We start from the raw sequence: 25,391 nt of genomic DNA, 5'->3' as shown, positions 1-25,391 counted from the left end.
GGTCATGCTCCGTTGATTTGCTGAAAGTGCTTTTCTGCAGAGAGGTCCGCAATCAGGCCGGGGCCATGGGGCGTCCACGCAAGAACTTGCCGGGCATGCTGGCCGCTTACGGTCTGATCGAGCGCCAGTGCATCAGCGAACGGTCCAAGCGATTTGCGAGCATCGTCGAGCGGCCAGGGTTCGACGCGATCGGCGCCGACCGAGGCCCGAATCGCTTCGCCCATTTCGGCAACGGCAACGGCATCTTCCGCGACCACGTTGAAGATCTGTCCCGCGACCCGACCGTCCCCGGTCGCCGCCCGCTCCATTGCGCTCAGGTAGGCCGTGGCGAGATCATCGACGTGAACGGCAGGCCAGTGGTTGCGACCATCGCCGACGACCCTCACACTGCCGGTCTGACGAACCATGCCGGCAAGCATGCCAAAGATGCCGCCGCCATAGCCGTGCACCATCGCCGGCCTGAGGATCACTGCAGCAACCGCGCGGCGTGCTGCTAGCGCCAGTACCTGTTGCTCCACTGCGGGCCGCCAGGCGATGAGTGGTGTCGGGTTCAGCGCCGATGATTCAGTCGCGGGCTCCCCCTCCGTATTGCCGTAGACCCATGTGCCCGACGTATAGACAAACGCCGCGCCCGGATGCAAATGCGAAAGCATCGCTACAGCCGCGGCCTCATCAGCTGCAGCGGCGAAAGCATCGTTGGTCGACGCGGCGTGCACCACGCCATCAGCGGCACCGGCAGTCGCAGCGAAAGACTGTGGCTCGCGCAGGTCGCCGGAATGCAGTGTCACACCGAGACGCGCCAGCGCGCTGGCGGCCGCCGAGCTGTCCTCGCGCACCAACGCCGTCACCTGATGACCGAGGGTGATTGCCTTGCGCGCGACCGCTTGCCCGATGAAGCCCGTACCACCTGTAATGAACAGTTTCAAAGCGTTCTCCAATGATTGGCTGCGAAGTTGAAAAGTCATACAAACGAGACTCACCGGTCTCGTTTTGACAAATCTAAACGAGACTACCCAGTCTTGTCAACTACTCAACGATCTGTTATTTATCTGGGATGGACACTTCTTCTCTCCCCGGCCTGAGCCCGCTGCAATGCCGCAAGCGGTCGGCAATCCTCGACGGCGCGAAAACCGTTTTCTTACGCGGGGGGTTCGGTTTGGCAACGATGGACGATGTCGCCTCGGCCGCCGGCGTCGGCAAACAGACGGTCTACCGCCACTTCAAGTCGAAGGAGGCGCTCTTCGTTGGTCTGGTGAGCGCGATGTGCGCTCAGGTGGGCGCGGTGCTTGCCAGCGCTCAGGGCGAGCAATCCGATGGCGCACCCGAAGTCGAGTTGCGCGAATTGGGATGGGTGCTGGCACGAAGCCTTATTACGCCGGATAGTCTGGGGCTTTACCGGGCCATCGTTGCCGAGGCCGCGCGTTTTCCGGAACTCGGCCAGGTGTTCTACGAAAATGGTGCAAAGGTCGTGCGTGCCTTCGCCGCAAAAATTCTGCGAAGGCGATTTGACGAATCAACTGCTGCATTGCGGGCAGCAACATTCGTTCAACTGGTGCTAGGCGACGCGCATCTGGAACTGACACTTGGCTACACGGTGCCCGATGTTGAAGCACGCTTTGCGCTGCAGATTGACGAGGCGGTAGCGGCCGCACTTCGCTAAGGAGCGCTGCATAACATGTCGAGCCGCTGCATGCGGAACGCAACAGCGTGTAGCGCAGGAAGCAAGACACCGCTCAACGTACCAGGAATCCATACTTGAGCGGATCCCGCTCGTCGATGATCCAGTTGGCGAATCCACAAACGTGGGCTGAGCCTTCAATCTCGGGGATCACGGCAGGGAATTCGCCGAGTTGCGTTTCACCGACAACGCGCGCACGAAACACCGTGCCGATAATCGATTCATTCACGAGTACGTCGTCTCGACCGATCTCGCCACGCAGATACAGTTGCGCCACGCGGCCTGCGGTGCCCGAACCCGTCGGAGAACGGTCCACTTCCCGGTCTGCGAAAATGCAGCAGTTCGCCTGGGTGGATTCGGGAAATCTCGGCGCGCCGTGAATGATCGTGCCGTAGATATGATTGATTTCCGGAATCTGCGGATGCACGAGTGGAAACGCGCGATTGGCGGCAATCTTCACTTCCGCGCCGAATTGCTTGAGCGCGTCGACCGACGACTCACGAATCGCGAGGCCGTGCGGTGTGCCGTCCGTGTAGAAATAGAACGCACCGCCGAACGCGATATCGCCAGCCACCGTCCCGTAGGTCGGTGTTTCGACACTCACGTCGCGCCTGTAAATGAACGACGGTACGTTAATGAATCGCACACCGTTGGCGTGCATGCCGTCCCACTTGACGAATGCCTCGATAAAACCACACGGTGCGTCGATGCCAACCCGCGTCTCGGGCGATTCGCGCTGCACCCAGCCGAGCTCCACCGCGGCCGTTGCCAGTGCGATCACGCCATGTCCGCAGTGGTCGCTATATCCTTCGTTATGCAGGAAGATGACACCGAAATCAGCCGTGGGTGAAACGGGCGGCGTGAGATAACCTCCGTACATGTCCGCGTGTCCGCGGGGTTCGAACATCAGGGCCTGGCGAATATTGTCCGCATGTTCGCGTACCCAGGCACGGCGCTCCACGATCGAGTTGCCCTGCAGGCGGGGAAGGCCTGATGTGACGATCCGGAACGGCTCTCCGCCGGTATGGACTTCGACGGTACTGATTGTGCGACTGACCTGCATATCCTTATATCCTCCACGTGGCTGCGGAAATCACGTTGAGAGGGAGTGCGATGCGTGAGGCGGCCGACACGTAATCCACCTTGTCATAAAACCCCAGCGGGATCGTTGCGAACAATTCCCGCCAAGATGCCTGTCGAAATCCCGTCCCACCTGGCGCCGCCCAGAAAATCCACCGCCCTCGCGCCCACCTGAATTACAAAGGCCGCCGATCGCACGCTTTGCATCCCGACGCACAACCTGGAGACGATATGACCGTACCGCATTCCCTGCGGTGCCTGTGTGGCGCCGTCAATATCAAGCTGAATGGCCAACCTGAAGCAAGAGCGAACTGCCAAAGTACCTCGATGGATGGGACGGGCCGATTTACGACGGTTCGTCGTGCGGCGAGCCCTTATGAGCATTTCTCATGTCTCAGCGCACCGGTTCAATCTTGAAAGCATCGACCGCTACACCAAGGTCCACGCCTTCACCGCTTCCGCTCAACGCCATCGACGTAGTTCCCTTGGTCAGCACCTGCGCAGTACCGCTCCTCCCCGCCCCGGCCGAAGCGCCGGCCTGCGCGTAACTGCCGAACACATCCTTAATGCTGTAGACATTGGTGATTTCGCCGCGGCCGCTGACGTGGAACTTGCCGGCGGTCAGGCCGCCGCCGTGCACGCTGATCGTGACAGCGGCCTTTTGCCCATTGCTGCAGCTTACTTTGCCGCGTCCTTCGGCATGCTGATAAATCGCCGACCATCCGGACATGCTGTAGGTCAGATGGCATTTCACCGACGCGTTGCCTGCCCGAGCCGAGGTGGCGGTCAAGCCCGTCAGGGCAACCGCGCACAGCAACGTGGTGGCAGTCGATACAAGGGTATGCTTGCTCATAGAAGTCTCCTGGCACCTGAAATAGGTTATCTAGTGTAACCGTCATTCGCAGTGGGTCGGCTGACGGCCACCCAAGTGTCCATACGGCAGTGCGGGCGAACGCCGGTTCATGGCCACCCCGGTCCCGTGCCGAATTTCCGTGAACGACCCAGCTCGGCCGTTCGGTTTTTAAAATCAACTGTCTGATCGTCAACGCACAACGGACGGTCCGCGCTCCCTGACCCATGCAATCTTCCAATACCGCGTATCTCCTTCAGGCGCCGACCGACGCTCGGATCGCGCCCGGCCAGCAGATATCTGCACGCTTGCTGATTCTGCCCGTTCTGACTGGAGAGCGGATATTGCGACCGATCTCGCTGTCGTCCCGCCACCGGTTTCATCGGCGTGCCATGAAGAGATTAACGGCGGCCACCGCGAACACAGGCTCACCGGCCCCGGCACCAATAGATACCAACGCGAGGGAATGTCGCGTGCATCACGATCACAGATCGAGCACGAGACGAGGCGACACGAATCGATCGTTTGCTTGCACAAAGCCAGGAAGATCGTCCTAGTCAGCTCCTTTGCCTACTGTCAGAGTGATGTCATGTGCATGTAGCCAAAGGAGCCCTGCGTGTCCCAGCTCGCAGAGAATCAAGCGATTTCAATCCGCCAGTTCACCCCCGACGATGTAGTTGCTGCTCAGGTGCTATCGCGAGCCGTCAAGTGGAGACATCGAGTAGAAGACTGGCGCTTTGTCGCATGCGTGGGAGACGGCTTCGTCGCGGAAGACGCGACTGGCATTATCGGCACTGCGTTGTACTGGAAGTACGGTCGCGGAGCGGGCTCGGTCGGCATGGTGATCGTCTCCCCCGAGCGACAACGGCAAGGCATCGGTCGCAAGTTGATCGAAAAGGTACTCGATAGACTGGAAGGAAGCACTGCGCTATTGCACGCTACCCCACCAGGCGAGCAACTTTGTCAATCACTCGGCTTCGCAGAAGTAGGTACGGTCAGGCAACATCAGGGCGCGGCGTTTCATCCTCCACTTATCTCCTTGCCGCCTGGCGAACGCCTGCGCCCCCTTGGAGGCAACGATGTTACGCGCATCATCAATCTCGCATCCCGCGCAAGCGGGCTCGATTGCAATGTGGTTATGCCCGCACTGTTGCGCGAGTCCTCCGGAATCGCGCTCGATCGCGAGGGCGAGCCCATCGGGTTCGCGCTATTCCGGCGCTTCGGCGATGGATATGTGATCGGGCCAGTGATTGCTCCCGCATCAACCGATTTAAGCCGCGCAAAGGCACTCATCAGTCATTGGCTATCGCTGAATGCTGGAATGTTTGTACGAGTCGATATTCCCGGAGATACCGGCCTCTCCAAATGGCTCGACGATCTCGGGTTGCCTCTCGTTGACGCTGTCGTGAAGATGTCGCGCAATGGGCCTCTGCTGCTTGATCCAAACGTTACGGAATTTGCTATAGGAAATCAGGCGCTTTGTCTGTGACTGCGGGTCGCCAGATGCATTAAACACGGCGGTGCTGTGCTCTCATCTTCTCACCAGGGACGACTAGCCGAATGCACGCAATGACCATGAACTGCAAACTGGATCGAATCGACTTGCGCATACTTTCGCAGTTGCAACGGCGAGGACGCATCACGAACCTTGAGCTTGCGGAAACCGTCGGTCTCTCACCGAGCCCGTGCTTGATGCGCGTGAAACGGCTCGAGAAAGCGGGGTTCATTGTTGGTTATGGTGCGCAGGTTCAGCTCGAAAAGCTTGGTGAGGTACAGATCGTTTACACCAAAATCACTCTCGCTGATCACGGACTCAAGGACTTTGCGACTTTTCTGTCGGCTGTCTCGCGTGTCGATGAGATCGTTGAATGCCATCTGGCGAGCGGCGGTTGCGATTACCTGCTGAAGTTCGTGACGCGTAGTGTGAGCCACTATCAAAGCGTCATGGAGGCTCTTCTCGAACGAGAGATCGGCATTGAAAAATTCTCGAGCTACGTGATGATCAAGTCACCGCTAATAAAGCGGGATGATCCGCTTGAACTGCTTTTCGCGCCCGGCAAGCCAAACGGCGATTGATCGCGGGAGGCGTGAGTATCCAGCAGTTCTCGCAATAGTTGCCTGACCTTCGATCGCCCGCCTGCCATCGTGAGTGACGGGACGCGAAGACGGGCGCCACCCGCCCTCGCCGGTAAATCAGAAGCGATGTCGAAGTCCCACATTGACGCGCGTCTGCGACGGTTTCCCGGCATCAATGTCCGTCGCGCCGATCACCGCTTGAGCGTTTCCGGCATCGTTTTCTCCCGACGCATGCGTATAGCTGACGATCGTGTATATATCGGTCCGCTTACTGAGCAGATAGTCGGCACCGACGCTGATCTGGTGATAACGCGCTGCCGAATCGCCTGATGATTTCAGGAAGTTATACGCCACCTCCGCAAGCCAGGCCGGCGTCACTTTCCATACACCGAACGCCGACGTGTTGCGATAGATTTCGGTGTGCGAGAAGCTCGATGCGCCATCGGCCGAATAGCGGGAGTCGCTGTAGTACGCCCCCAAGGTGAACGCAGAGAACGCGTACTGAGTCGCGACACGCCACACGTCGATCGCCTTCGCGGAGGAATACGCCGCGTTGACCGAACTGTTGAACAGCGTATCCGAAGACGCAGTGCCACGCGTCGATAAGGTGGGGTTGCCGCGATCCATGTGCAGATAGCCGCCCGCGACCGTAAAGCCTCCCTGGCCGTAACTGAGCGCCGCGCTGTATGTCTGGCCCGACACGACACTGCCGGCCACCCCGCCGAAGCCGTACATCCATTCGCTGCTCAAGCCGTACCACTTGGGGCTTGCCCACTTTAACGCGTTGTTGAAGCGAGCACTGCTGTCGGCGTTATCTACATCACCCGGCGAAGTGAAAGTCTGTCCGAGATAGTTGTCGCCCTGCACCGGCTGAACGAGGTCTGTTAGCGGGTCATAGATGCGGCCCATCGTGAGCGTGCCGGCCGTCGCACTTTTCAAGCCGACATAGCTCTGCCGCCCGAACAGTCGCCCGCCCTGATTCATCTTGCCGGTGTTGAGGTTAACGCCGTTCTCCAACTGGAAAATTGCGGACAACCCTCCACCTAGCGGCTCAACCCCTTTGAGCCCCCACCGCGACCCGGACAAGCTGCCGCTGATCAGACCGAGCTGGGTCGGCTGGCCACCACTGTTATGTGTATAAACGAATCCGTTATCGACGATGCCATATAACGTCACGGAGCTTTGCGCCGATGCGCTGGCCGCGACGCCGAAGGTAGCGATTGCTATCGCTCCGCCAATCTTGGTTCTTGCTGCACGCGACCTGTTCATCATGAACGTCCGGTAAAGAAATAGTGGATGAGGCAGTCTGCGCACGAAGCGCGCGCAGACCGACCCGCCACCTGTCGTGGCGAGTCGAGCTGGAAATGCGAGCGAAATCCGGAGAGAACGGCTCCGAACCGGGTAACGAAGGGCGCTAGCCGCGCTGTATGAGAAGCTGGCACCGGGTCTGGCCGACCCTCAAAGGTATTTCAGCCACCAGATATCCTTGCGGCGCTGCTTGAGTTTTGAGAACCAGCGCGCCGGCGGGTACAGCACGACCGCGAGGATCGCCCACCACAGCCAGATCCCTGCGATGCTGTCGAACCCGTAGAATTGCCCCTGGTTTGCCCCCCACACATGCAGCGCGATCAGGTAGAGGGCCTTTAGCACGTAGAGGTGAAGCAGATAGAAAAACATCGGTGCACCGCCAAGTACGGCGAGCATGTCTGCGATACGCCGGTCCTGAATCTTCTCGAAGCAGGCCAACAGAATCAGACCGATTCCAAGCGTCGGCAACAGAAACATCAACGACGGCGGATACTTCTTCGCGCTCATGAAGCTCATGAACGTGCGCAGTGCATCGCCGGTGTGCGCCCACGGTTTTTCGCCGTAGAAGTTCAGATAGCGAATCACGACGAAAGCGACCAGCACGCCCGCACCCACCTTCAGCAGCCGCGACATGCGCTCGCCCGGATCGACCTGTTTGGCGAACCATGGGCCGATCGTATAGCCGAGCAGGATTACGCCGATCCACGGCAGAACCGGATACGTCGTGCGTGCCCGCGTAATGCCACCCAGGTCGATGAATACGCGTTGATGCAGGATCGACCACGGCACGAACAGCGGTGAGTCAGGTCCGAGAGTGAATCCATCGAGCAGGTTGTGCCCGGCGATGATGACGATACCGATCGCAATCAGCCACTTTCGCGGCAAGTGCAGCAAAGCCGACAGCGCGATCATGCACAGCCCGATACACCAGATCACCTGCAGCCACAGCGTTTTGGGTGGAAATTCCGCGGTCCACGCGAAGCACACGAAAGTCAGTTCGAGAAACACAAGAAAAATGCCCCGCTTGAACAGGAAGGCCGAGGTTTCCTTCGGCGTATGCGACTGACCGTACAGGTACGCGGACAGGCCGGTCAGGAAGATAAACACCGGTGCGCAGATTTCGCTCACCATCCGCGTAAAAAACAGCTCTGGCGCTACGGTGAACGCATCCATCGGGTCGGTCACCTGACGATGCAGAAAAAATGTCTCCCGTACGTGATCGACGAGCATGCACAGCATCACAAAGCCGCGAAGTGCGTCGATAGCGATCATCCGCGTGCGCGACTGCACCGCCGGCTTCGCGACGGACCGTGCGGCTGCAGCCGCTGGGTTGGATAAACCCGAAGAGATAGTCATTTTGATCACCCTCGTCTGAGATAGGGCATAGCGTTCAGGAAAGTGGCAGGCGCTTGCGCCCCGGCACCCGTTCAATGCCCGTCGGGGCGGAAGAGTTTTTCGTAGAAACCGCTGGTTTTCACTTTGATCGTGACGGTTTCATCGCCGCGATTGCGCCAGTACCAGCCATGCGTGCCGTCGAACGGCGCGGTGAACGAACCTTGCGCCGATGTCTGATCGACATCTTTCCAGTAGCTGGTGAAGGCCTTGCCCGCGTGCGGCCGTTCGCCGTGCATATCGACGTTGACCGGTCCGCCCGTTGCTGACCACTGGAAAATGTAGTGATCGCCCTTCTTCATCTGCGCCTTGATCTCGGCACCTGCGTTCGGCGGCAGGACGAGTTCCATTTCGTCACTGCGATACGGCGTAGCCTGTGCAATCGACAACCGGTTCGGGATCGGCAGATCGCCCACGGTCTGTGCGGGCGCCACTCCCGAAACCGGTTCAGCGAACGGACTCTTCATGCCCATCCTGGTCAGTCCGAGCACACCGCCGAGTCCGGTGATGTCGATGCCCCGTTCTGCAGGCAAAACGAACAGCGCGAGAATGACCAGCGCCGCGACCGCAGCACCGGACGTGGCCTTCATCAGGCTTTGATTCGATACCTCGTATGTGCTCATGTCATGCCACCGTGGGAAAGAAATAGCCGGAGAGTTGAAAACCGACGAGCACGAAGCCCGCAGCCATCAGCACCGCGTTGGCGAGCAGCGCGTGGCGCTGAAAGCCTGGCGAACGACGCCAGTACGTCATCGCGATCAGGATCATGCTCAGTGCGATCAACTGGCCGATTTCGACGCCGACGTTGAACGCGATGATGTTCGGCACCATGCCGTCGCGCGAGATGGTCATCTCCTGGAGTTTCGTCGCCAGCCCGAAGCCGTGAAAGAAGCCGAAAATCAGCACGGCGAGACGCGGATTCGGCTCGAAACCCAGCACCTTCCTGAACGCACCAAGGTTATCGAGCGCCTTGTAGACTACCGACAGACCGATCACCGCGTCGATCAGGTACGGATTCGCATGCACGTTCGCGATCACACCGAACAGCAAGGTCGTGCTGTGCCCGACGGCGAACAGCGTCACATAGCGGCCGACGTCCTTGAGCCGATAAAGGAAGAAGATCACGCCGAACAGAAACAACAGATGGTCGTAGCCTGTGACCATGTGTTTCGCCCCAAGGTAGATGTATGGAATCAGGTTGATCCCCGCACTACCTTCGATAAACGACTTGTCGTCGTCCGAGACGCCGTGTGCGTATGCGAGCGCCGTGGTACCGGCGAGCAGCAGCAACATCAGCGGGCAGCCGTTTGCGAGCCGGACCAACCACGCGCGGCAGAGCGTGCAGATGCGATTCATCCGCTGTTCCTTTTCGAAAGACGTTAATGAAAGGAGGTTGAGCGTGCAGCTTCACTGAACCTTGAATCGCGCGCTCACCTTGGTCGTACCGTCCGCCATCGTCAGCAATGCGGTGACGCGCGAGCCGGGAGGCACGTCAACGTCCTGCGAGCGAAGCAGGTTGCCGGATACGGCCGCGATAGGCGTTTGCTTCTTCGTGCCGGTAGCGGATGTGACCGTCAGCACGCCCTTGATATTGCGTGCGTCGACCGGCGCGTCATCGTCGGTGACGAACAGTTCGACTGTGCGGTTCTTCGCAACCATTTCGACGGCCACGAGACCTGCGTCGTCCATGATTCCACCGTGCTGCGGCAGCGGAACGCCGTGTGCGACAGCCTGATTGATCGTGAATGCGGCAGCCGTGACGGCCAGAATACGGGCGAGGTAGTTCATCGATGCTCCTTGTCGGATATCGGTTGGAATCGGTGAATCAGCGTTCGTGCTTCCGGGCGCGCCGTGTTCGAAGCAACGACGCGGCACCGTGCAACCGTTTATTACTTCGCGTTCAGCCGTGCGATTTCGGACGCGGGGAGCGTCGACGGCGCGCGCTTCATTGGCTCCGCGCCGGTCGGCTGATAGAAAGACAACGTCGAACTAAAGCTACGGATCGCGTATTTTTCGGTGACACCCTCGGTGTTGACCCGCTCACCCGGCGTACGATCACGGTACTCGATGCCGAGAACGTAAGTGCCCTTCCATGGCAACGGAAAGGACACCTTGCCTTCTCCGTCCGTGGTACCGAGATAGTCCCAGCCTGCCCACGACGAAAGCGTTACTGGCTTGTTCGTCAGCGGCTCCTTCTGATAGAAGACCTGGAACTGGGCGACATTACCTTTGACCACGCCCGTGGGCACGACATCAAGTTCGAGTTCCGGCTGGCGCGCGCTGAAATCACCGACCCATCGCGTAGCCGGGGTCCAATAGGTATCGACCGTGGTGCCTTCGTCGTGAACCTTGAAAATCGGATATTTATGATCGACCGCAACGAGCGAGTCGCCCTTGCCAGGTCTCTCCGCTACCGAAAAGCTTGCGCGCTGCAGTTTCATATCCAGTGGCTTCGCACCGGAGTCGGAGATCGACTGGCCGGTAAGTGCCTTGAAGCGGTCCATGCCTCCCGGCGTGACTTCCAGCATGTTCTTGTCGAACTCGCCGTAATAGAACGTCATCGTCTTGTTAGGCGACTGCTCAAACCAGATCTGATGGGCGCTTGCACCTGCGGTGCACAGCATCGACGCGGTGACGAGAGCGAGAGTAGAGACGGTCAGCTTCATTGAAGATTCTCCGTTGTTCGATGGCGCGCAAAGGACGGCTCGAACAATCCGGGCGACCTTCGTTACGCCAGTCTGCAATCCACGCCACGCAACTGATGGCGCTATCCGTTTGATGAGGGGTGTCGTTTCTTTCAGAAAGCCTTTGCGAAAACGACAGGTGAATTACAGCACCTGCATTTTTCGAACAATTTCGAAACGCAACCCGTCAATGCGTAGATATGTTGTTTTTGGCGTTCCGATTAGCGGAAGATTCTGTTGCACGTTATGCGCGCTCGGATTCCCGGATCTGGACAGGGTTTCCCCACACATGTGCGCGTCAATCGCCGCAAAATGCTTATGAAAGACTGAGCCGCGCGCGAAAGTCAGGGGCTCAGATTCGTAGCAGAACAGATGATGAGAAATGAAAGGATCGTCCTAGCCTGAACCAGAACGCGGTGCGAGAGTAGTGGGACGCGCGTCCATGCACGCCCACTTGACAGCAATCGGTCAGCCTACTGCATGCGAGGGCTGTACCTCGACAGTGACGTGCGATAACCCCTTGAATCGCTCAAGCACAGCATGATAAAAACGCGAGTCCCGTTGAGACTCATTCGTCGCGACAGACACCACGGCGCTCATATGGCCCGGACCGACTCGCCACACATGCAGATCGACCACCTTGTCACCACGGTCCTCAATGGCGTGCCGTACGTTATCTGCCATGCGCCGGTCAGGATTCATGTCGAGCAGGATTGAACCGGTGTCCCGCATCAAGCCGTACGACCAGTTTGCAATCACCAGCGCTCCAATGACGCCCGCGAGCGGGTCCATCCAGAGCCAGCCAAATGTGCGTGCCAGTAAGAGGCCGATGATAGCCAGTACGGAGACCGCTGCATCAGCTATCACGTGGATGTACGCGGACCTGATGTTGTGGTCCCGGGTCGCTGCTTCATGTACGTCGTGGCCATCCTCATGCTCTTCGAATTCGAGTTCGTGCTCGCCCTCCGGCGTCCGGACTATAGCCTTGAAGGCATGTGGTTCAGGGATGTCTTCCTTCGACTCCAGATAGCCGCCGCGGTCCGCGAAAGTGAATACCTGCTGTGTCCCACCAGGCCGTACGGTCGTCACGGACACCGCCGACGAGTCCTGTCGCGACGCCTCCGTCGCCGGCGTAATACGGAAAACGGGCGGCACGCCGTCCTCGAAGATGGAAACTGCAAACACGCCGGAAGAAGCGAAAATCTTCTTCACTTCGTCTTCGTGAGCGTGCTCGTCATTGCCATGACCGTGCCCGTGGCTATGACCGTGGCTATGGCCGTGGCCGTGGCCGTGATCGCCGCCGCTCAGCAGCCACACGCTTGCCAGGTTGACAAGCAAGCCGACCACCGCGATAGGAATCGCTTCGCCGAAGTGAATGGGTATCGGCGACAGGAAACGCGACACCGCTTCATAGCCAATCAGCACTGCAATCATCGCGAGCACGATGGCACTCGTGAACCCTGCGAGGTCACCAAGTTTGCCGGTACCGAACACGAAGCGGGAGTCGGTGGCGTGCTTGCGCGCATAGGTATAGGCAAGTGCAGCAATCAGCATCGCGCCGGCATGCGTCGACATATGCAGGCCGTCAGCGACCAGCGCAAGCGAGCCGAACATGCTGCCGCCGACGATTTCAATCAGCATCATTGCGCTGCACAGTGCAATGACCGCCCACGTCTTGCGCTCGTTCTTTTCATGAGCGGCACCTAGAAAGATGTGGTCATGGCCGGCACCGAATGCGGCATCTCTGAAATCACTCATTTTTGACTCTACTTGAAATAGCTGTGAACAACTTCAATGAGTTGTTCCGTCGCGCTGCCGCCGTGGTCCTCGCCGTTATCCGCATCGACGAGGTGATTCCTGATGTGGTCCTCCAGCACAACCGCCAGCAGGCCGTTCATCGCTCCGCGACAACTCGTAATACGCTGCAGAACATCCGTGCAGCCGTGCTCTTCCTCGAGCGCCCGCTCGATGGCTTCAACCTGCCCCTTGATACGGCGAACCCTGTTAAGAAGTTTCTGTTTTTCCTGAACTGTATGACTCATACCATCCTCCAGATACCCCGTGGGGGTATATAATTTCTCGGAGTCTACCATAGGGGGTGGGGGTATTTTTTGTTCGCGCGAAATTCTCCGTGCTCACTGGCTTCGCCAGATACTTCCCCAACATGGTTAATATTCGTAGCCCGTCAATCCGTGAACGCACGTCACAACGCCGCTTTTACCGCTCTTCATATTCGCGAGAGGCGTGAACATCCGCACACTCACGAGGTTCTGGACCACCGCGCCCTTTGGCCCTTCAACTCAATCACGGTCAATGCGGTTCCACTGAAGTCAAACAAATATAATTTGTAAAGTACGCTACATGTGTGTAGTTTACTTTACATGAATACCTTAACCACCTGGTCTGTCCTCGTTCTGACGTTCCCCACCGAGAACGCCACCGCGCGCATGCGGGCGTGGCGCGCGCTGAAAGCGAAGGGGTGCGCTGTCCTGCGTGACGGCATCTACCTGTTGCCTCACACCGGGGAGCGTGAGGACATGCTGCGCGAACTTGCCGGCAGCATCGACGAAGCCGGCGGCACAGCGCATCTGCTGCGGGCGCCAAGCCTGGACGCGTCGCAGGAAGCGGACTTTCGCGTACTGTTCGACCGGAACGACGACTACGCAACCTTTGTCGCGTCACTGGGCGCTGCGCGCAAAACGCTGGGCGGCCTGCCGCCGGCAGACGTCACGCGCTTGCTGCGTCGCCTGCGCAAGGACTATGACGCGATCCGGACGATCGACTACTTTCCGGGCGCGCCATCGACCGACGCCGAAGTCGCATGGGAAGACTTTGTAGCGCTCGCGGATACGGTCCTGTCGCCGGGTGAGCCACATGCGGCCGAGCAGCCCATCCGGCCGTTACGGCGCGACGAGTATCAGGCCCGCACGTGGGCAACCCGACAGCGGCTGTGGGTCGACCGCGTCGCAAGCGCATGGCTGATCCGTCGCTTCATCGACCCGAAGGCGCGGTTCCTCTGGCTGGATTCTCCGGAGGCCTGCCCGCCGGATGCACTTGGCTTCGACTTCGACGGTGCCGCATTTACACACGTGGGCGAGCGCGTGACGTTTGAGGTACTGGTCGTGAGCTTCGGCCTAGACGACGCGGCGCTTCTTCGGCTCGGTGAAATGGTGCACGCGCTCGACGTCGGCGGCGCACCCGTGCCCGAGGCAATCGGCTTCGAAGCGGTGATGGCGGGCGCACGTCAACGCGCGTTGGACGACGACCAACTGCTCGACGAAATGGGTCGCGTGCTCGATTCGATCTATGCGCACTTTGCGGCGAGCAAAAAAAATAACAGCGCAGAGGGCCGTTCGTGAACACCACCACGGCGACCGCACCGGGCTATACCCTCGGCCAGTTGATGCTTTATATGCTGCGCCTCGGCACCTTCGGCTTCGGCGGGCCGGTGGCGCTGGTCGGCTACATGCATCGAGACCTCGTTGAGCGTCGGGGCTGGATTAGCGAACAGGACTACAAGGAGGGGTTGGCGCTGGCTCAGATGATGCCAGGGCCTCTCGCCGCACAACTCGGCATTTATCTCGGCTACGTCCATTACCGCGTCGTCGGTGCAACGGTGGCCGGTATCGCTTTCGTCCTGCCTTCGTTCCTGATGGTTGTGGCGCTCGGCTGGGCCTACGCGCAGTTTGGCGGCCTCTCCTGGATGCAGGCAGTCTTCTATGGCGTGGGCGCCGCGGTGGTCGGAATCATCGCGATGAGCGCGTACAAGCTGACCAGGAAGACCGTCGGTAAAGACAGACTGCTGTGGGCGATATTCCTGACGCTGGCGGTCGTCACCGTGGTCACTGAATCCGAGATCGCATGGCTGTTTATCGCGGGTGGCCTGCTCAACTGGTTCCGGCATGCACCACCGAAGTGGCTTGGCAAAGGCGGATTGAATGCGCTTGCCGTGACGCAGGCGCCGGGCGTAAGCGGCGTCCTGAGTGGTCTTGATCTGCCGCTGCTCGGCCAGGTCGGGCTGTTCTTCGCCAAGGCCGGCGCGTTCGTGTTCGGTTCGGGACTCGCGATCGTGCCGTTCCTCTACGGTGGCGTGGTGACCGAGCATCACTGGCTTAACGATAAGCAGTTCGTCGATGCGGTGGCCGTGGCGATGATTACGCCAGGGCCGGTCGTCATCACAGTTGGCTTCATCGGTTACCTGGTCGCGGGCTTCCCGGGCGCCTGCGTCGCCGCGCTCGGGACCTTCCTACCCTGTTACCTGTTCACCGTGCTTCCAGCGCCGTACTTCAAGAAATACGGCAAGTTGCCCGCCGTCAAGGCGTTCGTCGATGGCATTACGGCGGCGGCCGTGGGCGCGATCACCGGCTCAGTCATTGTCATCGCGCGGCGCTCGATCGTTGACTGGCCCACTGTCGTGCTTGCGCTTGTGACGATCGTGTTGCTCTGGCGATTCAAGAAGCTGCAGGAGCCGGTGATTGTCGTTGCGGCTGCCCTGTTTGGTCTTGCTGTCTATCCGCTCATTCATTCGCACGCGATCTGACGGAATGCGCGTGCGCGCCTTCTACAAGGAACGTAATCATGGCAACACGTCGGACCTTCCTGCAGGACACCGCTGTTGTTGGCGCGGGAATCATGCTGGCCCAGGCACAAACCGCTCGTGCGGCAGAGGAGCCCGGTTACACCGACAAGCTCACAGACGCGGACGGCAAGTATGCCGCTGGACCGCTGCCGTTTGCCTACGACGCGCTTGAACCCATCATCGATGCGCGCACCGTCGAACTGCACTACAACTTTCACCACAAGCCTGCTGTAGTTGCCGCGAACAAGGCTGAAGACGCCTTGGCGAAAGCGCGGGACTCAAACGACTTCGCGCTGGTGAAGTTCTACGAGAAAGAGCTCGCGTTCCAGCTGTCCAGCCACATCCTGCACACCATTTACTGGACCAGTATCTCGGGTAAAGGCGGTGAACCGAAGGGCGAGTTGGCCAAAGCAATTGACAGGAATTTCGGTTCCTATGCGAAGTTCAAGGCACAACTGATCGCCGCAACGATTGCTGTAGAAGCATCGGGCTGGGGCGTTGTTGGCTACCACCCTGCAACAGGTAAGCTCATGATCCTGCAGTGCGAGAACCATCAGAAGCTGACCGCGTGGGGCATTCAGCCCATCCTTGTCCTCGACGTTTTCGAGCACGCGTACTACCTGAAGTACCAGAACCAGCGCAATGAATATGTCAATCAGCTGTTTAGCCTCATCAACTGGGACAACGCCGCCATGCGGATGCAGGCAGCGATGCCTGCTCGGAGGATGACGTGAACTGGATGCGAGAGACTGGTGAAGTCGGCAATACTCAGTACGATCCGGTTTCCCGACACATCTTCGTGAACGTGCAATCGCGACGGCAACTGCTCGAAATTGACCCAGCCACGGACCGGATCGTCACACGGATCGATCTGCCTGGCGCGCCGGGCAATCACGGACTGCTGATCGAACCGCAGCAACGGCTTGCTTTCATCGCTTGCGAAGGCAATGACAGGCTGCTGGTGCTCGACATGCGCACGATGCGCGTCACGTCATCGTTCGACGTCGGTCAGGACCCCGACGTCCTGGCCTTCGACTCGCAACTGCATCTGCTCTACGTGGCTGGCGAAGCCGGCATCGTCTCGATGTTCAAAGCCGACGCGGGCAACGTGTCGAAGATTGGCGACGGCCGCGTCGGCCCCAACGCGCATGTTGTCGCGGTAGATGAGTCGACGCATCGCGCTTACTTCCCGCTCAAGGAAGTTCAGGGACAGGCGATGTTGCGCATCATGGCGCCGTAAGGCTGAGGCAATCGTGACGCACTCGGGGCGGTTAAACACTTCGGCGGATGGCAGAATCGCCCCTGCACCTGGAAAGACCGGCAAGTGGTGATAAAGACAACGGAGTTGGAATGCGTAGTGCCAATCCTGCCAATCGCGAAGTTGTTCGCGCTTAAGTGACGCCTTGGATGCTGGCGCCTATGGAGGACAAGATGAGTCAAACTAAAACTGCCGCCAAGGTGGCCGTACTGTGGCGCGGCGATCACGAGGCGCGTAAAAGTGCGACACCGGCGAACAATCGCTTTTACCGCGTCGTCGAAGAGTTGACGGCGATCGGTATCGAGGCGCGCAACCCGCTGTCTATTCCGACGAGATAGTGGATGAAGTGCGTGAGCAGCTTCTGAGGGTTGACGGCGTACTGGTATGGGTTGATCCGATTCACGACGGGCAGATCCGGGTAGCGCTTGACACCATGCTGCGGGAGGTAGCGTCGCGTGGACCCTGGGTCAGCGCCCACCCCGACGTCATCCTGAAGATGGGCGTCAAGGAAGTTCTGCATCGCACCCGGAATCTCGGCTGGGGAACGGATACTCATCTCTATCACGACAGATCTGCGTTTCGGTCTGAGTTCCCACGTACTCTGTGAGATCAACGTCAGTTCAGTTTTCGCCATACCGAACCAGGCACCGGCAGTCATTGCTCGCCTGGCGAAGGAACGTCTGCGAAAAAAATAGCCATCGAACCGAGGTTCTCTCGGATGGCGGACAGCATGATTTGTGCAGCTAAAGTCGCCATCGAAGCTCCCGTGAACGGGTGATCGCTTCAGTTGGACAGGATGGTCAAAGCCACGAAGGTCCGCGCGAGGGCAAACTCCGGTCATTCGCGAGGCCCTATTGATTGACCGTAGATGGCCCGACTGAGACGAATGGCAACCGTCTCCGTTCGACTGAATCCGGCTTAACATCGCTGCTGAATCAGCCGAGATCCGAGCGCCTGATCTTAGAAAGAAACGCTGCGGCGTTGGCCAACTTCTTTCCTTCGCCATCACGGTTACCGGCCATGAGTCGACTTGCCAGTCAATTGCATCGATGAATCGACCCAATGACCTTCGTCATACGATCAGTCTCTGCAGCCTGGCAGGCGGCAATTTCCATCGGCACGATAGAACCACCTCCGTGTTCTGCCTCGGCGGACTTCTTGCAACTCGCATCGCGGCGCTTCTTCCACGCGGCGACTCTCGTTTCCAGACTCGCTTTGCAGTTCGGGAATTTTGCGGACTTATCTTCGACGACGTCCTGCAACTTCTGCTCGGCAACCACCCTATCGCGCCATGCACAGAAGTTCAGGCTCATCTGGTTCGCGTCGCAGTTCGCGAGCATGCCTTGCACCTCGCTCGCAGGCACTCCGCTCTGCTGCGAGATGACGTCAGCGGGATCCGGAGCGCCAGCAAATGCAGGCGAGCACGCGAGTGCAAGAAGTACGAGCAGAGCGCGGTGAACGGAGTGTACCCGGCAAATTGGTTTGAATGCAGATTGCATAATGATCCCCTTTCCTGGGAGCAAATCAACGTACCGGGTCCACTTTCGCGCGAGCGTGCCACTTTCTATCGCCACCCTGGGCGCGTCACCGCGCGCAGCTTAACTCCGTCGGCGCACCAATCCATAAATGATCAGCAGAACGATAGCGCCAATCACCGACGCAATCCAACCTGCCGCCTGGCCGGGTTGATACCAGCCCAGTGCACGCCCCACATAGCCCGCAATCAGCGAGCCGGCAATGCCGAGGATGATGGTCATAATGAGCCCCATGCTGTCGTCTCCGGGCTTCAGCGCCCGCGCAATCAATCCGACGACCAGCCCTACAATTACCGTACCGATAAAGGAAAGCATGCTGACCTCCCAAGAGTGTGAGTGCTACGGTTTTCGTTTATTGCCGACTATTGTTTCACTGCGCTGCTTTTCGGAGCATACGCGCTAAATGTGGCAGTCGACCAGCCCCGCATTAGCTGCGCCAGATGTCCAGATGCGCACGGATATAGACTTGTTGCAGTACTTCTTTCGTGGCCAGATAGTCCTGCAAAGCCCAATCTGAATAGAGCGCCGCGGCAATACTCGATCTGCCCGGATGCTTCGATACCTCTGCGGCAAGTGTCCCCGCACGTATGCCGGATTCAATCGCGAACCGAAGGCCATCGCCTGAGGCGGGATCGAGATATCCCGCAGCATCACCGCATACGAAATAGCCGGGACCGGCGGCCTGATGAAGATGTCGCCAGCGTCGGCATTGCTGCCACACAGTTCCAATGGCGGATATGCCAGAACGCAAGGCGATATGCGCGTTCCGTTGCACGGACAACGAAGTCCACATGTATTGCGCCGATGTCGGCCGTAGCCAGAGCCAGCCTTCCCGCGCGATCTGCCAATAGGTGTCGCTCTGCGACGAGCATCCGCTGGCGAAACCGCGACGAAGCCAGATGGGTGACGAGTCGACGGTTTCATCGAGTGAAAGTCCGCGTCGCAGGAAGCCGGTAATTCCCGTCGCGTCTATGACGATGCACGCCCTGCACTCATCCGCTCCGCACGTCACACCGACGACACGTCCGCTTTCAATGCGAGGCAAAAGCGGATACAGACATTCGCACTCATGGGCTACCCCGGCCGCCGACGCATCGACTCGCAAACGGTCGTCGAGTCGACTCCGCACAACCGCGCGGCCGGGAATAGATTCCGAATCGACATCGAGCCATGCATCCAACTGCTCGATCACTGCGGGATCCAGCAGCCCGAGCAACTTCAATGCATGGTTCGATACACACTCCGGCGCCGAATGCGACAGGCCGCGACCTAACATCGTGACGTCGCATCCTGCGTTGGCGGCGACAATTGCCGCCGCGCATCCGGCAGGACCATCGCCGATAACCAGAACATCACACGGACTCATACCTTGAGTAAAGCCGAAGTGCCTCAGGTCCCGGTGGGTATCGTTGAACGTGCCCTATCAGCATCGAATCGGTCGCGTTACAACTGATGGCCTCGCCGTATCGAATGCGCAAGCGTCCCGGCACATGCTGCACCGGTTTCGCGCCGTCTTCGGGAAGAACGAACAGGAAATGATAGGTTTTCTTTGCGCTTGCCGGCTGATCGGACTCCGTTGCCGAGACAAGCCATAATTGGGTCTTTGCGGGAGTATGGGTTGGATCGCATGCTGCCACAGCGAGGCGCAGCGCCTTGATCCTGCGAATGAGTTCGGCTGCGTCGACATGTTCGAAGGCGCCATACAGCATATTGCCGCCCAGCGCGTTCGCGACGTAATCCGATCGCTCGATATCCGCGTAATCAACCGTGCCCACGGCCGTAAGAAAGGGACCGTACTCGCCGTCCCATCCTGTGCGCGTGTTATGTACAAGGCCGCCTTGCACCAAAGGATGTTGCGGATGAAATCCAAGTTCGCTGTCCAGCATCGGAATGGCCGTTGGCGCATCGCTCCGGTTGAAGGTTCGCGATGCATCCGGGCTGACAGCGGGCCAGAAACTGTTCGACGCTGCGCACAACTTGATGTCTTCTGCGAATGGACTGCCCAGGCCAAACGTTGCGAGATAGATCCCTTTACGATGTCCCCCCGCGTAGGTCACGTCCCAACCCGGTGCAAAAACACTCGATGATGCATCGGATAGAAACGACACCATACGAGGCAAATACGCCTTCTCGTTAGACTCTTTTGATGCGCGCGGTGCAAGACTGAATGAAACGGAAATCGTATCTTCGCCAGTCGAAAACGCCTCTTTCTCGCTGAACGAATCGACGTGATGCGGATTGACGGGAAGCCGCTCCGCGCTGAGCGATATAGGCGAGCCGTTTCTAAACTGAGTCTTGGGGTCGATGCGATCTTCGTTGAACCAGCGCTGTAATTCGGACTGGTCCGCATAAGGGAAAAAGTCCGGCGCAGCCACGATCGAGTAAGCGGGCAATACTCGCCGATTCACGAGCTCGTTGATTCTGATCGTGACTGCGCCTTCGAGACAGTGATCAAGAAACAGTTGCGCATCGTAACCGCCTTTGATCACCTTCTCGACGAATGCCGATTGACGGATCGGATGCGTACGCATGTCCGCATACGTACCGTTCTCGTCCCTCATATGGCGGATATTCATGTATTCCGGCGAGTTGCGAGGTTCCGGAAAACGCAGCCAGAACCAGTTCTTTGCGATCGTTGGGAAAAACATTTCATGTATCTGCGCAACGAACGCAAGAAACAACCTGTATAGATCCGTGAACAGACGCATAGTCGTATAGCGCCGGTTGACGATGTGTATGATGCGCCATCGGGCCGGCACTGAGAACCCGCCAACGTTATAGTTCGCCGACGTCACGGGTTCAATCAGAGGCCGCGCCGCAGGCATCAACAGTACGCTTCCGCCACAATGCTTGAGCACGATTGATGGAACGCCCGTCGCGGCCGACTGCCCCAAATCCGGAAACCGGCATACGATCGAATACGGAGGACGGTCGAGATCTCCCAACGGGACCGGAGAAATGCCCCATCGTGCCTTGACGGCGCGCTTCAGCTTTTCGCCGACATGCCAATGGCCATAATCCAGATTCAACGTCATGTCCGGCAGGCATTCGGCGGAAAACAGCTTGCGCACCGGCTGAATGAATGCGCGATGTGCGTCGCCAGGCTGCTTTCCTTCGATCATCGCTAGTCCGTCTGGACCGGATACACGCCGTACAAGAAACGCCCCATACCGCGCCGGCAACACCCGCACATGCTCGACTTTGTTCTCGACGTGCGGAACGTAGCTCCGTGTTCGCGCGTCGTAGAGTGCTTCCGTGTCGCCATTTCGCGCGATGCCGAGCCGCGAGAAAACCATGTCAGCGTGCTGCTGATGTCCGGTACGGCGCGCGGGACGATACTGATAGGCCAGAATGGCAATGTCGAGTGTCGACCAGTCGGAAGGCAAAGGTGCGAGCGAGTAGATATAGTTTTCGAGCAGGTCTATATCTTCCAGGCTTATTCCGCCATCGGGCGATGGACACTCGGACAGCGCGAGCATGTGATAAAGCAGGCTCCGCGCGGGGTCGCCCGGTTCTATCGCGCGTTCGGTGATTCGGCAAAGATCTTGAACGCGCCGATCTTGCCAGTCAATTTTCAGTCCTTCACTCAACAATACGGCAGTGCGTTGCGGCGAATCCGAAGACGAGAGATCGAGACCATGTCGTTTCAGCACATCCTTCCACGGTGCCGATAATTTGCCAGCCAACGCGTGGATTTCATCGATCAGCATCTACCACCTCCCAATGAGTGGCTCGCCCAAGACTGCGCGGAGAAAACTTGTCTGCTGCTTGCGTGCTTTCCCTGGGTCTACTGGCGATTGCTGTGTTTTCAGCGATCGCTCCACTTGCCTGCTGCATTTCGGGTTCGCAATCGCCAAATCCAGTGACTAATATAGGTGATTCGAGAAGAAGAAAAGCGTTCGTTTTGTTTGAAGCAATTCACATCTCGATCGTGAGCAAAGCAAGATCCCGGCTTCGGCCTTCGCCGACCTCAATACGCTGTAAGAACATACGGTGAACGATGTCATGCTGGCGCGGCGAACCTTTCTTCTAGGTGGTGCCAGTGTGGCGGGCCTGGGCGTGCTCGCGATCGGATGGTCCGTATCTCCGTCAGACAACAGGCTTGTCCCAAAGATGCCACTCGATACGCCTGGCACCAATGTGGCGCTCAACGGCTGGCTGATGATCGATACCGGCAACAACGTCACGATCGTCATGAGCAAAGCTGAAATGGGCCAGGGCATCCACACGGGCGCTGCGATGTTGCTGGCGGAAGAACTCGGCGCGGATTGGTCTCAGATCCGCATTGTCGATTCTCCTATCGATGCGATATACACAAACCGCGAAAATCTGGCGCGCTCGCTTGCTATACGTCCTGACGATCACAGCTGGCGGGCGACGACTGAAGAAGATTTCGCGCGGTTGATTGCCCGCCTCCTGGGCACCATGGTGACAGGCGGATCGACGAGCATCGTCGATCTCTGGAAGCCCATGCGCGAAGCCGGCGCATCGGCTCGCACGATGCTATGCAGCGCGGCGGCAAAGCAGTGGAAAGTATCGGTCGGTCAATGCGAAGCACGCTCGGGCCGCATTATTTGTGGTCCGGAACAGTCGGTGACGTTCGGCGAACTTGTCGATGCGGCGAAGCTCGAATCGCGCCCCACCCATGTCAAGCTCAAGGAAAAATCCAGCTTCACGATTATTGGTCAGCGATTCAAGCGCATCGAGGCACAATCGAAAATCAATGGCACAGCGAAATTCGGAATCGATGCACTGCCGCGCGACCTGCTCTATGCGAGCGTCACGATGTGCCCGACGCTCGGAGGCACTGCGACCGGCTACGATTCTTCGAACGTGACGAATAAAGAAGGTGTGCATGCTATTTTCAAGGTCGAACCATACAACGGTGGTACCGGCGGAGTCGCAGTCATTGCAGATAACCCGTTTATCGCAATGCGCACGCTCTGTCGGTTGTCGTACACATGGGACCACGGGCCAGCGGCGAAAGTAAGCGATACAGACATTTGCGCCACCTTGATCAAGGCCCTCGATGACAACACCCATCCCCGGTCTTTCTATGTGACAGGTAACGTCGATGAGGTTCTGAAGGAATCGAAACCTCTGGAAATGCAGTACAAAGTGCCATACCTCGCGCACGGAACGCTCGAACCCGTCAACTGTACGGCTCAGGTCACGGACGGCGAAGCGACGATCTGGGTATCCACACAGATTCCAATGGCGGCCCGCAAGGCAGTGGCAAAGTTCCTGAAGCTGAGCGAGGACAAAGTACAGGTGCATCAGTATCTGATTGGCGGCGGCTTCGGCCGCCGGCTCGAAGTCGACTATATCGTGCAGGCGGTTGCGATCGCAGGTCAAGCCAAAGGACGTCCTGTGCAGACCATCTGGCCGCGTGCGCAGGATATGACCCACGACTTCTACCGCCCCGCGTGTGTGTCGCGCTTCAAAGGTGCGCTCGATTCCGACGGCAAGCTGATCGCCTGGCAGAACGAGTCGGCCAGCCAGTCGATCAACGTGGAAGCGCTGCCTCGCGCATTCGGCTCTCCGAAGATTGTCTTCGAGGCCCTCAAGGACATCACGACCGCGGAGGGCGCGTTCGATCAGCCATACGAATGCAAGAATGTTTCCGTCACGCACAATACGGTCTCACTACCCATCCCGGTCGGTAACTGGCGATCGGTCGGGCATTCCTATCATGCGTTTTTTGTCGAAAGCTTTGTCGACGAAATGGCGACGGCCGCACACAAAGACCCAATCCAGTTCCGGCTCGATATGCTGAAGAAGCAGGAACATCATCGGCATGCCGAAGTACTCCGGCAACTCATCGAGTTTTCCGGCTGGCATACGCCGCTGAAGCGAGACGGGAAGACCGCGAGAGGCGTAGCGATGCACGAATCATTTGGCAGCGTCGTCGCGCAGATAGCGGAAGTGCAGAAACATGGCGACAGTTTCCGCGTCACGCGCGTGTTCTGCGTGATTGATTGTGGCATTGCAATCAATCCGAATCTCGTAGAACAGCAGATGGAAAGCGGCATTATTTTCGGCCTCTCGGCCGCATTGCAGCAACAGATCACGATCGTGCAAGGTCAGGTTCAGCAGAAGTACTTTTCTGACTTCCCTCTCGTCAATATGTCGACCTGTCCTGAGATTTTCACAAGAGTGATCCAGAGTGGCACTGAACCTCAAGGTGTCGGCGAAGCCGGTACGCCGCCAATTGCGCCTGCTCTGGCGAATGCTCTTTTCGCACTCACGGGAACCCGGTTTCGCAGCCTTCCACTCATGCAACCGCCTGTCCCTTGCGGAGGTGATATATGGTGTCAATCTGTGTTAACGGGAAAACCGTCGTCATGCATTCCGCCCCCGACACACCCCTCCTCTGGGTGCTCCGGTGCGAACACCAACTGACGGGTACCAAATTCGGGTGCGGTATTGGCGTTTGCGGCGCCTGCACTATCTTGCTCGATAACAACGCCAAGCCGGCTTGCCAGATACCCATATCCACGATTCACAACGCGCGGGTCGTCACCATCGAGGGACTGGATAGCAGAGAAGCTCGCGCGCTGAAAAAGGCCTGGATCGAATGCGATGTCGTGCAGTGCGGTTACTGTCAAAGCGCTCAATTGATCGCGGCAACGGCGTTGCTTTATTGCCATAGTCATCCGACCGATTCCGATATCGACGACGCCATGAGCGACATCGCATGTCGCTGTGGCACTTTTCCCCGTATCCGCAAAGCCATTCACCTGGCGGCCCAGTCGCTGCGCCCATAGACAAAAACTGAGCAGCACGCCAGCGATTCATCCGCTCACTCGCAGGCTCTCGGGAAGGAAAAATCGGAGAAAATAATTTTCTCCGATTAAACAAAACGCATCGCTTCTAAACGCAGAATAAACACGATGCAGAAAACCCGGCTTTAGTAAAACTAAACCCGGAACTCAAATCAAATCGTTTGTG

The 25,391-nt window shown here is 58.5% G+C and carries 24 protein-coding genes and 2 pseudogenes; 10 read left to right on the top strand and 16 right to left on the bottom strand.

What is annotated here, in order from left to right:
- Positions 1-2 precede the first annotated feature (2 nt).
- Entirely contained in the window at positions 3-926 is a 924-nt protein-coding gene (locus tag PQQ86_RS21060) for an NAD-dependent epimerase/dehydratase family protein (protein WP_408271098.1), read from the bottom strand.
- A gap of 128 nt (positions 927-1,054) precedes the next feature.
- Here PQQ86_RS21060 and PQQ86_RS21055 point away from each other — a divergent pair, with 128 nt between their 5' ends.
- Positions 1,055-1,660, top strand: a complete 606-nt coding sequence (locus PQQ86_RS21055) for a TetR/AcrR family transcriptional regulator (RefSeq protein WP_408271095.1) — start codon at positions 1,055-1,057, stop codon at positions 1,658-1,660.
- Positions 1,661-1,733: 73 nt separating this feature from the next.
- On the opposite strand, the gene lhpH is transcribed toward PQQ86_RS21055, so the two are convergent.
- Both lhpH and PQQ86_RS21045 read right to left on the bottom strand, forming a co-directional pair.
- The gene (gene lhpH / locus PQQ86_RS21050; protein WP_408271092.1) at positions 1,734-2,741 is read right to left on the bottom strand and encodes a trans-3-hydroxy-L-proline dehydratase; all 1,008 of its coding nucleotides are present in this window, start codon (positions 2,739-2,741) and stop codon (positions 1,734-1,736) included.
- 411 nt (positions 2,742-3,152) lie between these two features.
- Positions 3,153-3,611, bottom strand: coding sequence for a hypothetical protein (locus tag PQQ86_RS21045; RefSeq protein WP_408271089.1), 459 nt, complete (start codon positions 3,609-3,611; stop codon positions 3,153-3,155).
- Between the two features lie 613 nt (positions 3,612-4,224).
- Between PQQ86_RS21045 and PQQ86_RS21040 the strand changes: the two genes are divergently transcribed.
- Together PQQ86_RS21040 and PQQ86_RS21035 are read left to right on the top strand one after the other, a co-directional pair.
- On the top strand, positions 4,225-5,097 hold the full coding sequence (locus tag PQQ86_RS21040; protein ID WP_408271086.1) for a GNAT family N-acetyltransferase: 873 nt from the start codon (positions 4,225-4,227) through the stop codon (positions 5,095-5,097).
- Between the two features lie 80 nt (positions 5,098-5,177).
- Positions 5,178-5,684: an Lrp/AsnC family transcriptional regulator gene (locus PQQ86_RS21035; RefSeq protein ID WP_408271083.1), complete on the top strand. Its 507-nt coding sequence runs from the start codon at positions 5,178-5,180 to the stop codon at positions 5,682-5,684.
- Between the two features lie 117 nt (positions 5,685-5,801).
- Here PQQ86_RS21035 and PQQ86_RS21030 read toward each other — a convergent pair whose 3' ends face one another.
- The 8 genes from PQQ86_RS21030 to PQQ86_RS20995 form a co-directional block, all read right to left on the bottom strand.
- Entirely contained in the window at positions 5,802-6,956 is a 1,155-nt protein-coding gene (locus tag PQQ86_RS21030; protein WP_408271080.1) for a porin, read from the bottom strand.
- A 186-nt stretch (positions 6,957-7,142) separates the two neighbouring features.
- Complete coding sequence (locus tag PQQ86_RS21025; RefSeq protein ID WP_408271078.1) at positions 7,143-8,348, bottom strand: acetyltransferase domain-containing protein; 1,206 nt, start codon at positions 8,346-8,348, stop codon at positions 7,143-7,145.
- A gap of 71 nt (positions 8,349-8,419) precedes the next feature.
- Positions 8,420-9,007: a transmembrane anchor protein gene (locus PQQ86_RS21020; RefSeq protein ID WP_408271076.1), complete on the bottom strand. Its 588-nt coding sequence runs from the start codon at positions 9,005-9,007 to the stop codon at positions 8,420-8,422.
- Position 9,008: 1 nt separating this feature from the next.
- Positions 9,009-9,740 carry a HupE/UreJ family protein gene (locus tag PQQ86_RS21015; RefSeq protein ID WP_459252431.1) on the bottom strand — a complete coding sequence of 244 codons (732 nt, stop codon included), beginning with the start codon at positions 9,738-9,740 and terminating at the stop codon, positions 9,009-9,011.
- A 51-nt stretch (positions 9,741-9,791) separates the two neighbouring features.
- Positions 9,792-10,172 carry a hypothetical protein gene (locus PQQ86_RS21010; RefSeq protein ID WP_408271073.1) on the bottom strand — a complete coding sequence of 127 codons (381 nt, stop codon included), beginning with the start codon at positions 10,170-10,172 and terminating at the stop codon, positions 9,792-9,794.
- 101 nt (positions 10,173-10,273) lie between these two features.
- Positions 10,274-11,050, bottom strand: coding sequence for a DUF4198 domain-containing protein (locus tag PQQ86_RS21005; protein ID WP_408271070.1), 777 nt, complete (start codon positions 11,048-11,050; stop codon positions 10,274-10,276).
- Positions 11,051-11,536: 486 nt separating this feature from the next.
- Positions 11,537-12,826 carry a CDF family Co(II)/Ni(II) efflux transporter DmeF gene (gene dmeF, locus PQQ86_RS21000; protein WP_408271067.1) on the bottom strand — a complete coding sequence of 430 codons (1,290 nt, stop codon included), beginning with the start codon at positions 12,824-12,826 and terminating at the stop codon, positions 11,537-11,539.
- Between the two features lie 8 nt (positions 12,827-12,834).
- On the bottom strand, positions 12,835-13,110 hold the full coding sequence (locus PQQ86_RS20995; protein ID WP_408271064.1) for a metal/formaldehyde-sensitive transcriptional repressor: 276 nt from the start codon (positions 13,108-13,110) through the stop codon (positions 12,835-12,837).
- Positions 13,111-13,449: 339 nt separating this feature from the next.
- On the opposite strand from PQQ86_RS20995, the gene PQQ86_RS20990 reads away from it, so the two are divergent.
- From PQQ86_RS20990 to PQQ86_RS20970, 5 genes and pseudogenes are all read left to right on the top strand, one after another.
- The gene (locus PQQ86_RS20990; RefSeq protein ID WP_408271061.1) at positions 13,450-14,427 is read left to right on the top strand and encodes a chromate resistance protein ChrB domain-containing protein; all 978 of its coding nucleotides are present in this window, start codon (positions 13,450-13,452) and stop codon (positions 14,425-14,427) included.
- Positions 14,424-15,608 carry a chromate transporter gene (locus PQQ86_RS20985; protein WP_408271058.1) on the top strand — a complete coding sequence of 395 codons (1,185 nt, stop codon included), beginning with the start codon at positions 14,424-14,426 and terminating at the stop codon, positions 15,606-15,608. The genes PQQ86_RS20990 and PQQ86_RS20985 overlap by 4 nt, the downstream gene beginning before the upstream one ends.
- 38 nt (positions 15,609-15,646) lie before the next feature.
- Positions 15,647-16,381, top strand: a complete 735-nt coding sequence (locus PQQ86_RS20980; RefSeq protein WP_408271055.1) for a superoxide dismutase — start codon at positions 15,647-15,649, stop codon at positions 16,379-16,381.
- 17 nt (positions 16,382-16,398) lie between these two features.
- Positions 16,399-16,887 (top strand): annotated as a pseudogene (locus tag PQQ86_RS20975) (YncE family protein); the annotation flags it as partial.
- 191 nt (positions 16,888-17,078) lie between these two features.
- Positions 17,079-17,243 (top strand): hypothetical protein, encoded by a 165-nt coding sequence (locus PQQ86_RS20970; RefSeq protein ID WP_408271052.1) that lies wholly within the window; start codon positions 17,079-17,081, stop codon positions 17,241-17,243.
- Positions 17,244-17,942: 699 nt separating this feature from the next.
- On the opposite strand, the gene PQQ86_RS20965 is transcribed toward PQQ86_RS20970, so the two are convergent.
- The 5 genes and pseudogenes from PQQ86_RS20965 to PQQ86_RS20945 form a co-directional block, all read right to left on the bottom strand.
- Positions 17,943-18,269, bottom strand: coding sequence for a lysozyme inhibitor LprI family protein (locus tag PQQ86_RS20965; protein WP_408271049.1), 327 nt, complete (start codon positions 18,267-18,269; stop codon positions 17,943-17,945).
- Positions 18,270-18,503: 234 nt separating this feature from the next.
- Positions 18,504-18,755, bottom strand: a complete 252-nt coding sequence (locus tag PQQ86_RS20960) for a GlsB/YeaQ/YmgE family stress response membrane protein (protein WP_408271046.1) — start codon at positions 18,753-18,755, stop codon at positions 18,504-18,506.
- Between the two features lie 112 nt (positions 18,756-18,867).
- Positions 18,868-19,662, bottom strand: coding sequence for an NAD(P)/FAD-dependent oxidoreductase (locus PQQ86_RS20955; RefSeq protein WP_408279458.1), 795 nt, complete (start codon positions 19,660-19,662; stop codon positions 18,868-18,870).
- 45 nt (positions 19,663-19,707) lie between these two features.
- Positions 19,708-19,806 (bottom strand): annotated as a pseudogene (locus PQQ86_RS20950) (FAD-dependent oxidoreductase); the annotation flags it as partial.
- Positions 19,793-22,150, bottom strand: a complete 2,358-nt coding sequence (locus tag PQQ86_RS20945) for a hypothetical protein (RefSeq protein ID WP_408271044.1) — start codon at positions 22,148-22,150, stop codon at positions 19,793-19,795. The pseudogene PQQ86_RS20950 and the gene PQQ86_RS20945, both read right to left, overlap by 14 nt.
- 295 nt (positions 22,151-22,445) lie before the next feature.
- On the opposite strand from PQQ86_RS20945, the gene PQQ86_RS20940 reads away from it, so the two are divergent.
- Together PQQ86_RS20940 and PQQ86_RS20935 are read left to right on the top strand one after the other, a co-directional pair.
- Positions 22,446-24,842, top strand: a complete 2,397-nt coding sequence (locus PQQ86_RS20940) for a xanthine dehydrogenase family protein molybdopterin-binding subunit (RefSeq protein WP_408279266.1) — start codon at positions 22,446-22,448, stop codon at positions 24,840-24,842.
- Positions 24,749-25,207, top strand: a complete 459-nt coding sequence (locus PQQ86_RS20935; protein WP_408271041.1) for a (2Fe-2S)-binding protein — start codon at positions 24,749-24,751, stop codon at positions 25,205-25,207. The genes PQQ86_RS20940 and PQQ86_RS20935 overlap by 94 nt, the downstream gene beginning before the upstream one ends.
- Positions 25,208-25,391: the final 184 nt, after the last annotated feature.

The sequence above is a fragment of the Paraburkholderia sediminicola genome, from assembly GCF_046026675.1.
Taxonomy (GTDB): domain Bacteria; phylum Pseudomonadota; class Gammaproteobacteria; order Burkholderiales; family Burkholderiaceae; genus Paraburkholderia; species Paraburkholderia sediminicola_F.
This window is presented reverse-complemented; position numbering and strand designations above follow the sequence as displayed.

What these genes read in the sequence shown, in the direction of transcription:
- PQQ86_RS21055 (WP_408271095.1), top strand. Translation starts at nt 1,055, where the DNA reads ATGGACACTTCTTCTCTCCCCGGCCTGAGCCCGCTGCAATGCCGCAAG.
- lhpH (WP_408271092.1), bottom strand. Translation starts at nt 2,741, where the DNA reads ATGCAGGTCAGTCGCACAATCAGTACCGTCGAAGTCCATACCGGCGGA.
- PQQ86_RS21045 (WP_408271089.1), bottom strand. Translation starts at nt 3,611, where the DNA reads ATGAGCAAGCATACCCTTGTATCGACTGCCACCACGTTGCTGTGCGCG.
- PQQ86_RS21035 (WP_408271083.1), top strand. Translation starts at nt 5,178, where the DNA reads ATGACCATGAACTGCAAACTGGATCGAATCGACTTGCGCATACTTTCG.
- PQQ86_RS21030 (WP_408271080.1), bottom strand. Translation starts at nt 6,956, where the DNA reads ATGATGAACAGGTCGCGTGCAGCAAGAACCAAGATTGGCGGAGCGATA.
- PQQ86_RS21025 (WP_408271078.1), bottom strand. Translation starts at nt 8,348, where the DNA reads ATGACTATCTCTTCGGGTTTATCCAACCCAGCGGCTGCAGCCGCACGG.
- PQQ86_RS21020 (WP_408271076.1), bottom strand. Translation starts at nt 9,007, where the DNA reads ATGAGCACATACGAGGTATCGAATCAAAGCCTGATGAAGGCCACGTCC.
- PQQ86_RS21015 (WP_459252431.1), bottom strand. Translation starts at nt 9,740, where the DNA reads ATGAATCGCATCTGCACGCTCTGCCGCGCGTGGTTGGTCCGGCTCGCA.
- PQQ86_RS21010 (WP_408271073.1), bottom strand. Translation starts at nt 10,172, where the DNA reads ATGAACTACCTCGCCCGTATTCTGGCCGTCACGGCTGCCGCATTCACG.
- PQQ86_RS21005 (WP_408271070.1), bottom strand. Translation starts at nt 11,050, where the DNA reads ATGAAGCTGACCGTCTCTACTCTCGCTCTCGTCACCGCGTCGATGCTG.
- dmeF (WP_408271067.1), bottom strand. Translation starts at nt 12,826, where the DNA reads ATGAGTGATTTCAGAGATGCCGCATTCGGTGCCGGCCATGACCACATC.
- PQQ86_RS20995 (WP_408271064.1), bottom strand. Translation starts at nt 13,110, where the DNA reads ATGAGTCATACAGTTCAGGAAAAACAGAAACTTCTTAACAGGGTTCGC.
- PQQ86_RS20990 (WP_408271061.1), top strand. Translation starts at nt 13,450, where the DNA reads ATGAATACCTTAACCACCTGGTCTGTCCTCGTTCTGACGTTCCCCACC.
- PQQ86_RS20980 (WP_408271055.1), top strand. Translation starts at nt 15,647, where the DNA reads ATGGCAACACGTCGGACCTTCCTGCAGGACACCGCTGTTGTTGGCGCG.
- PQQ86_RS20970 (WP_408271052.1), top strand. Translation starts at nt 17,079, where the DNA reads ATGAGTCAAACTAAAACTGCCGCCAAGGTGGCCGTACTGTGGCGCGGC.
- PQQ86_RS20960 (WP_408271046.1), bottom strand. Translation starts at nt 18,755, where the DNA reads ATGCTTTCCTTTATCGGTACGGTAATTGTAGGGCTGGTCGTCGGATTG.
- PQQ86_RS20945 (WP_408271044.1), bottom strand. Translation starts at nt 22,150, where the DNA reads ATGCTGATCGATGAAATCCACGCGTTGGCTGGCAAATTATCGGCACCG.
- PQQ86_RS20940 (WP_408279266.1), top strand. Translation starts at nt 22,446, where the DNA reads ATGCTGGCGCGGCGAACCTTTCTTCTAGGTGGTGCCAGTGTGGCGGGC.
- PQQ86_RS20935 (WP_408271041.1), top strand. Translation starts at nt 24,749, where the DNA reads ATGGTGTCAATCTGTGTTAACGGGAAAACCGTCGTCATGCATTCCGCC.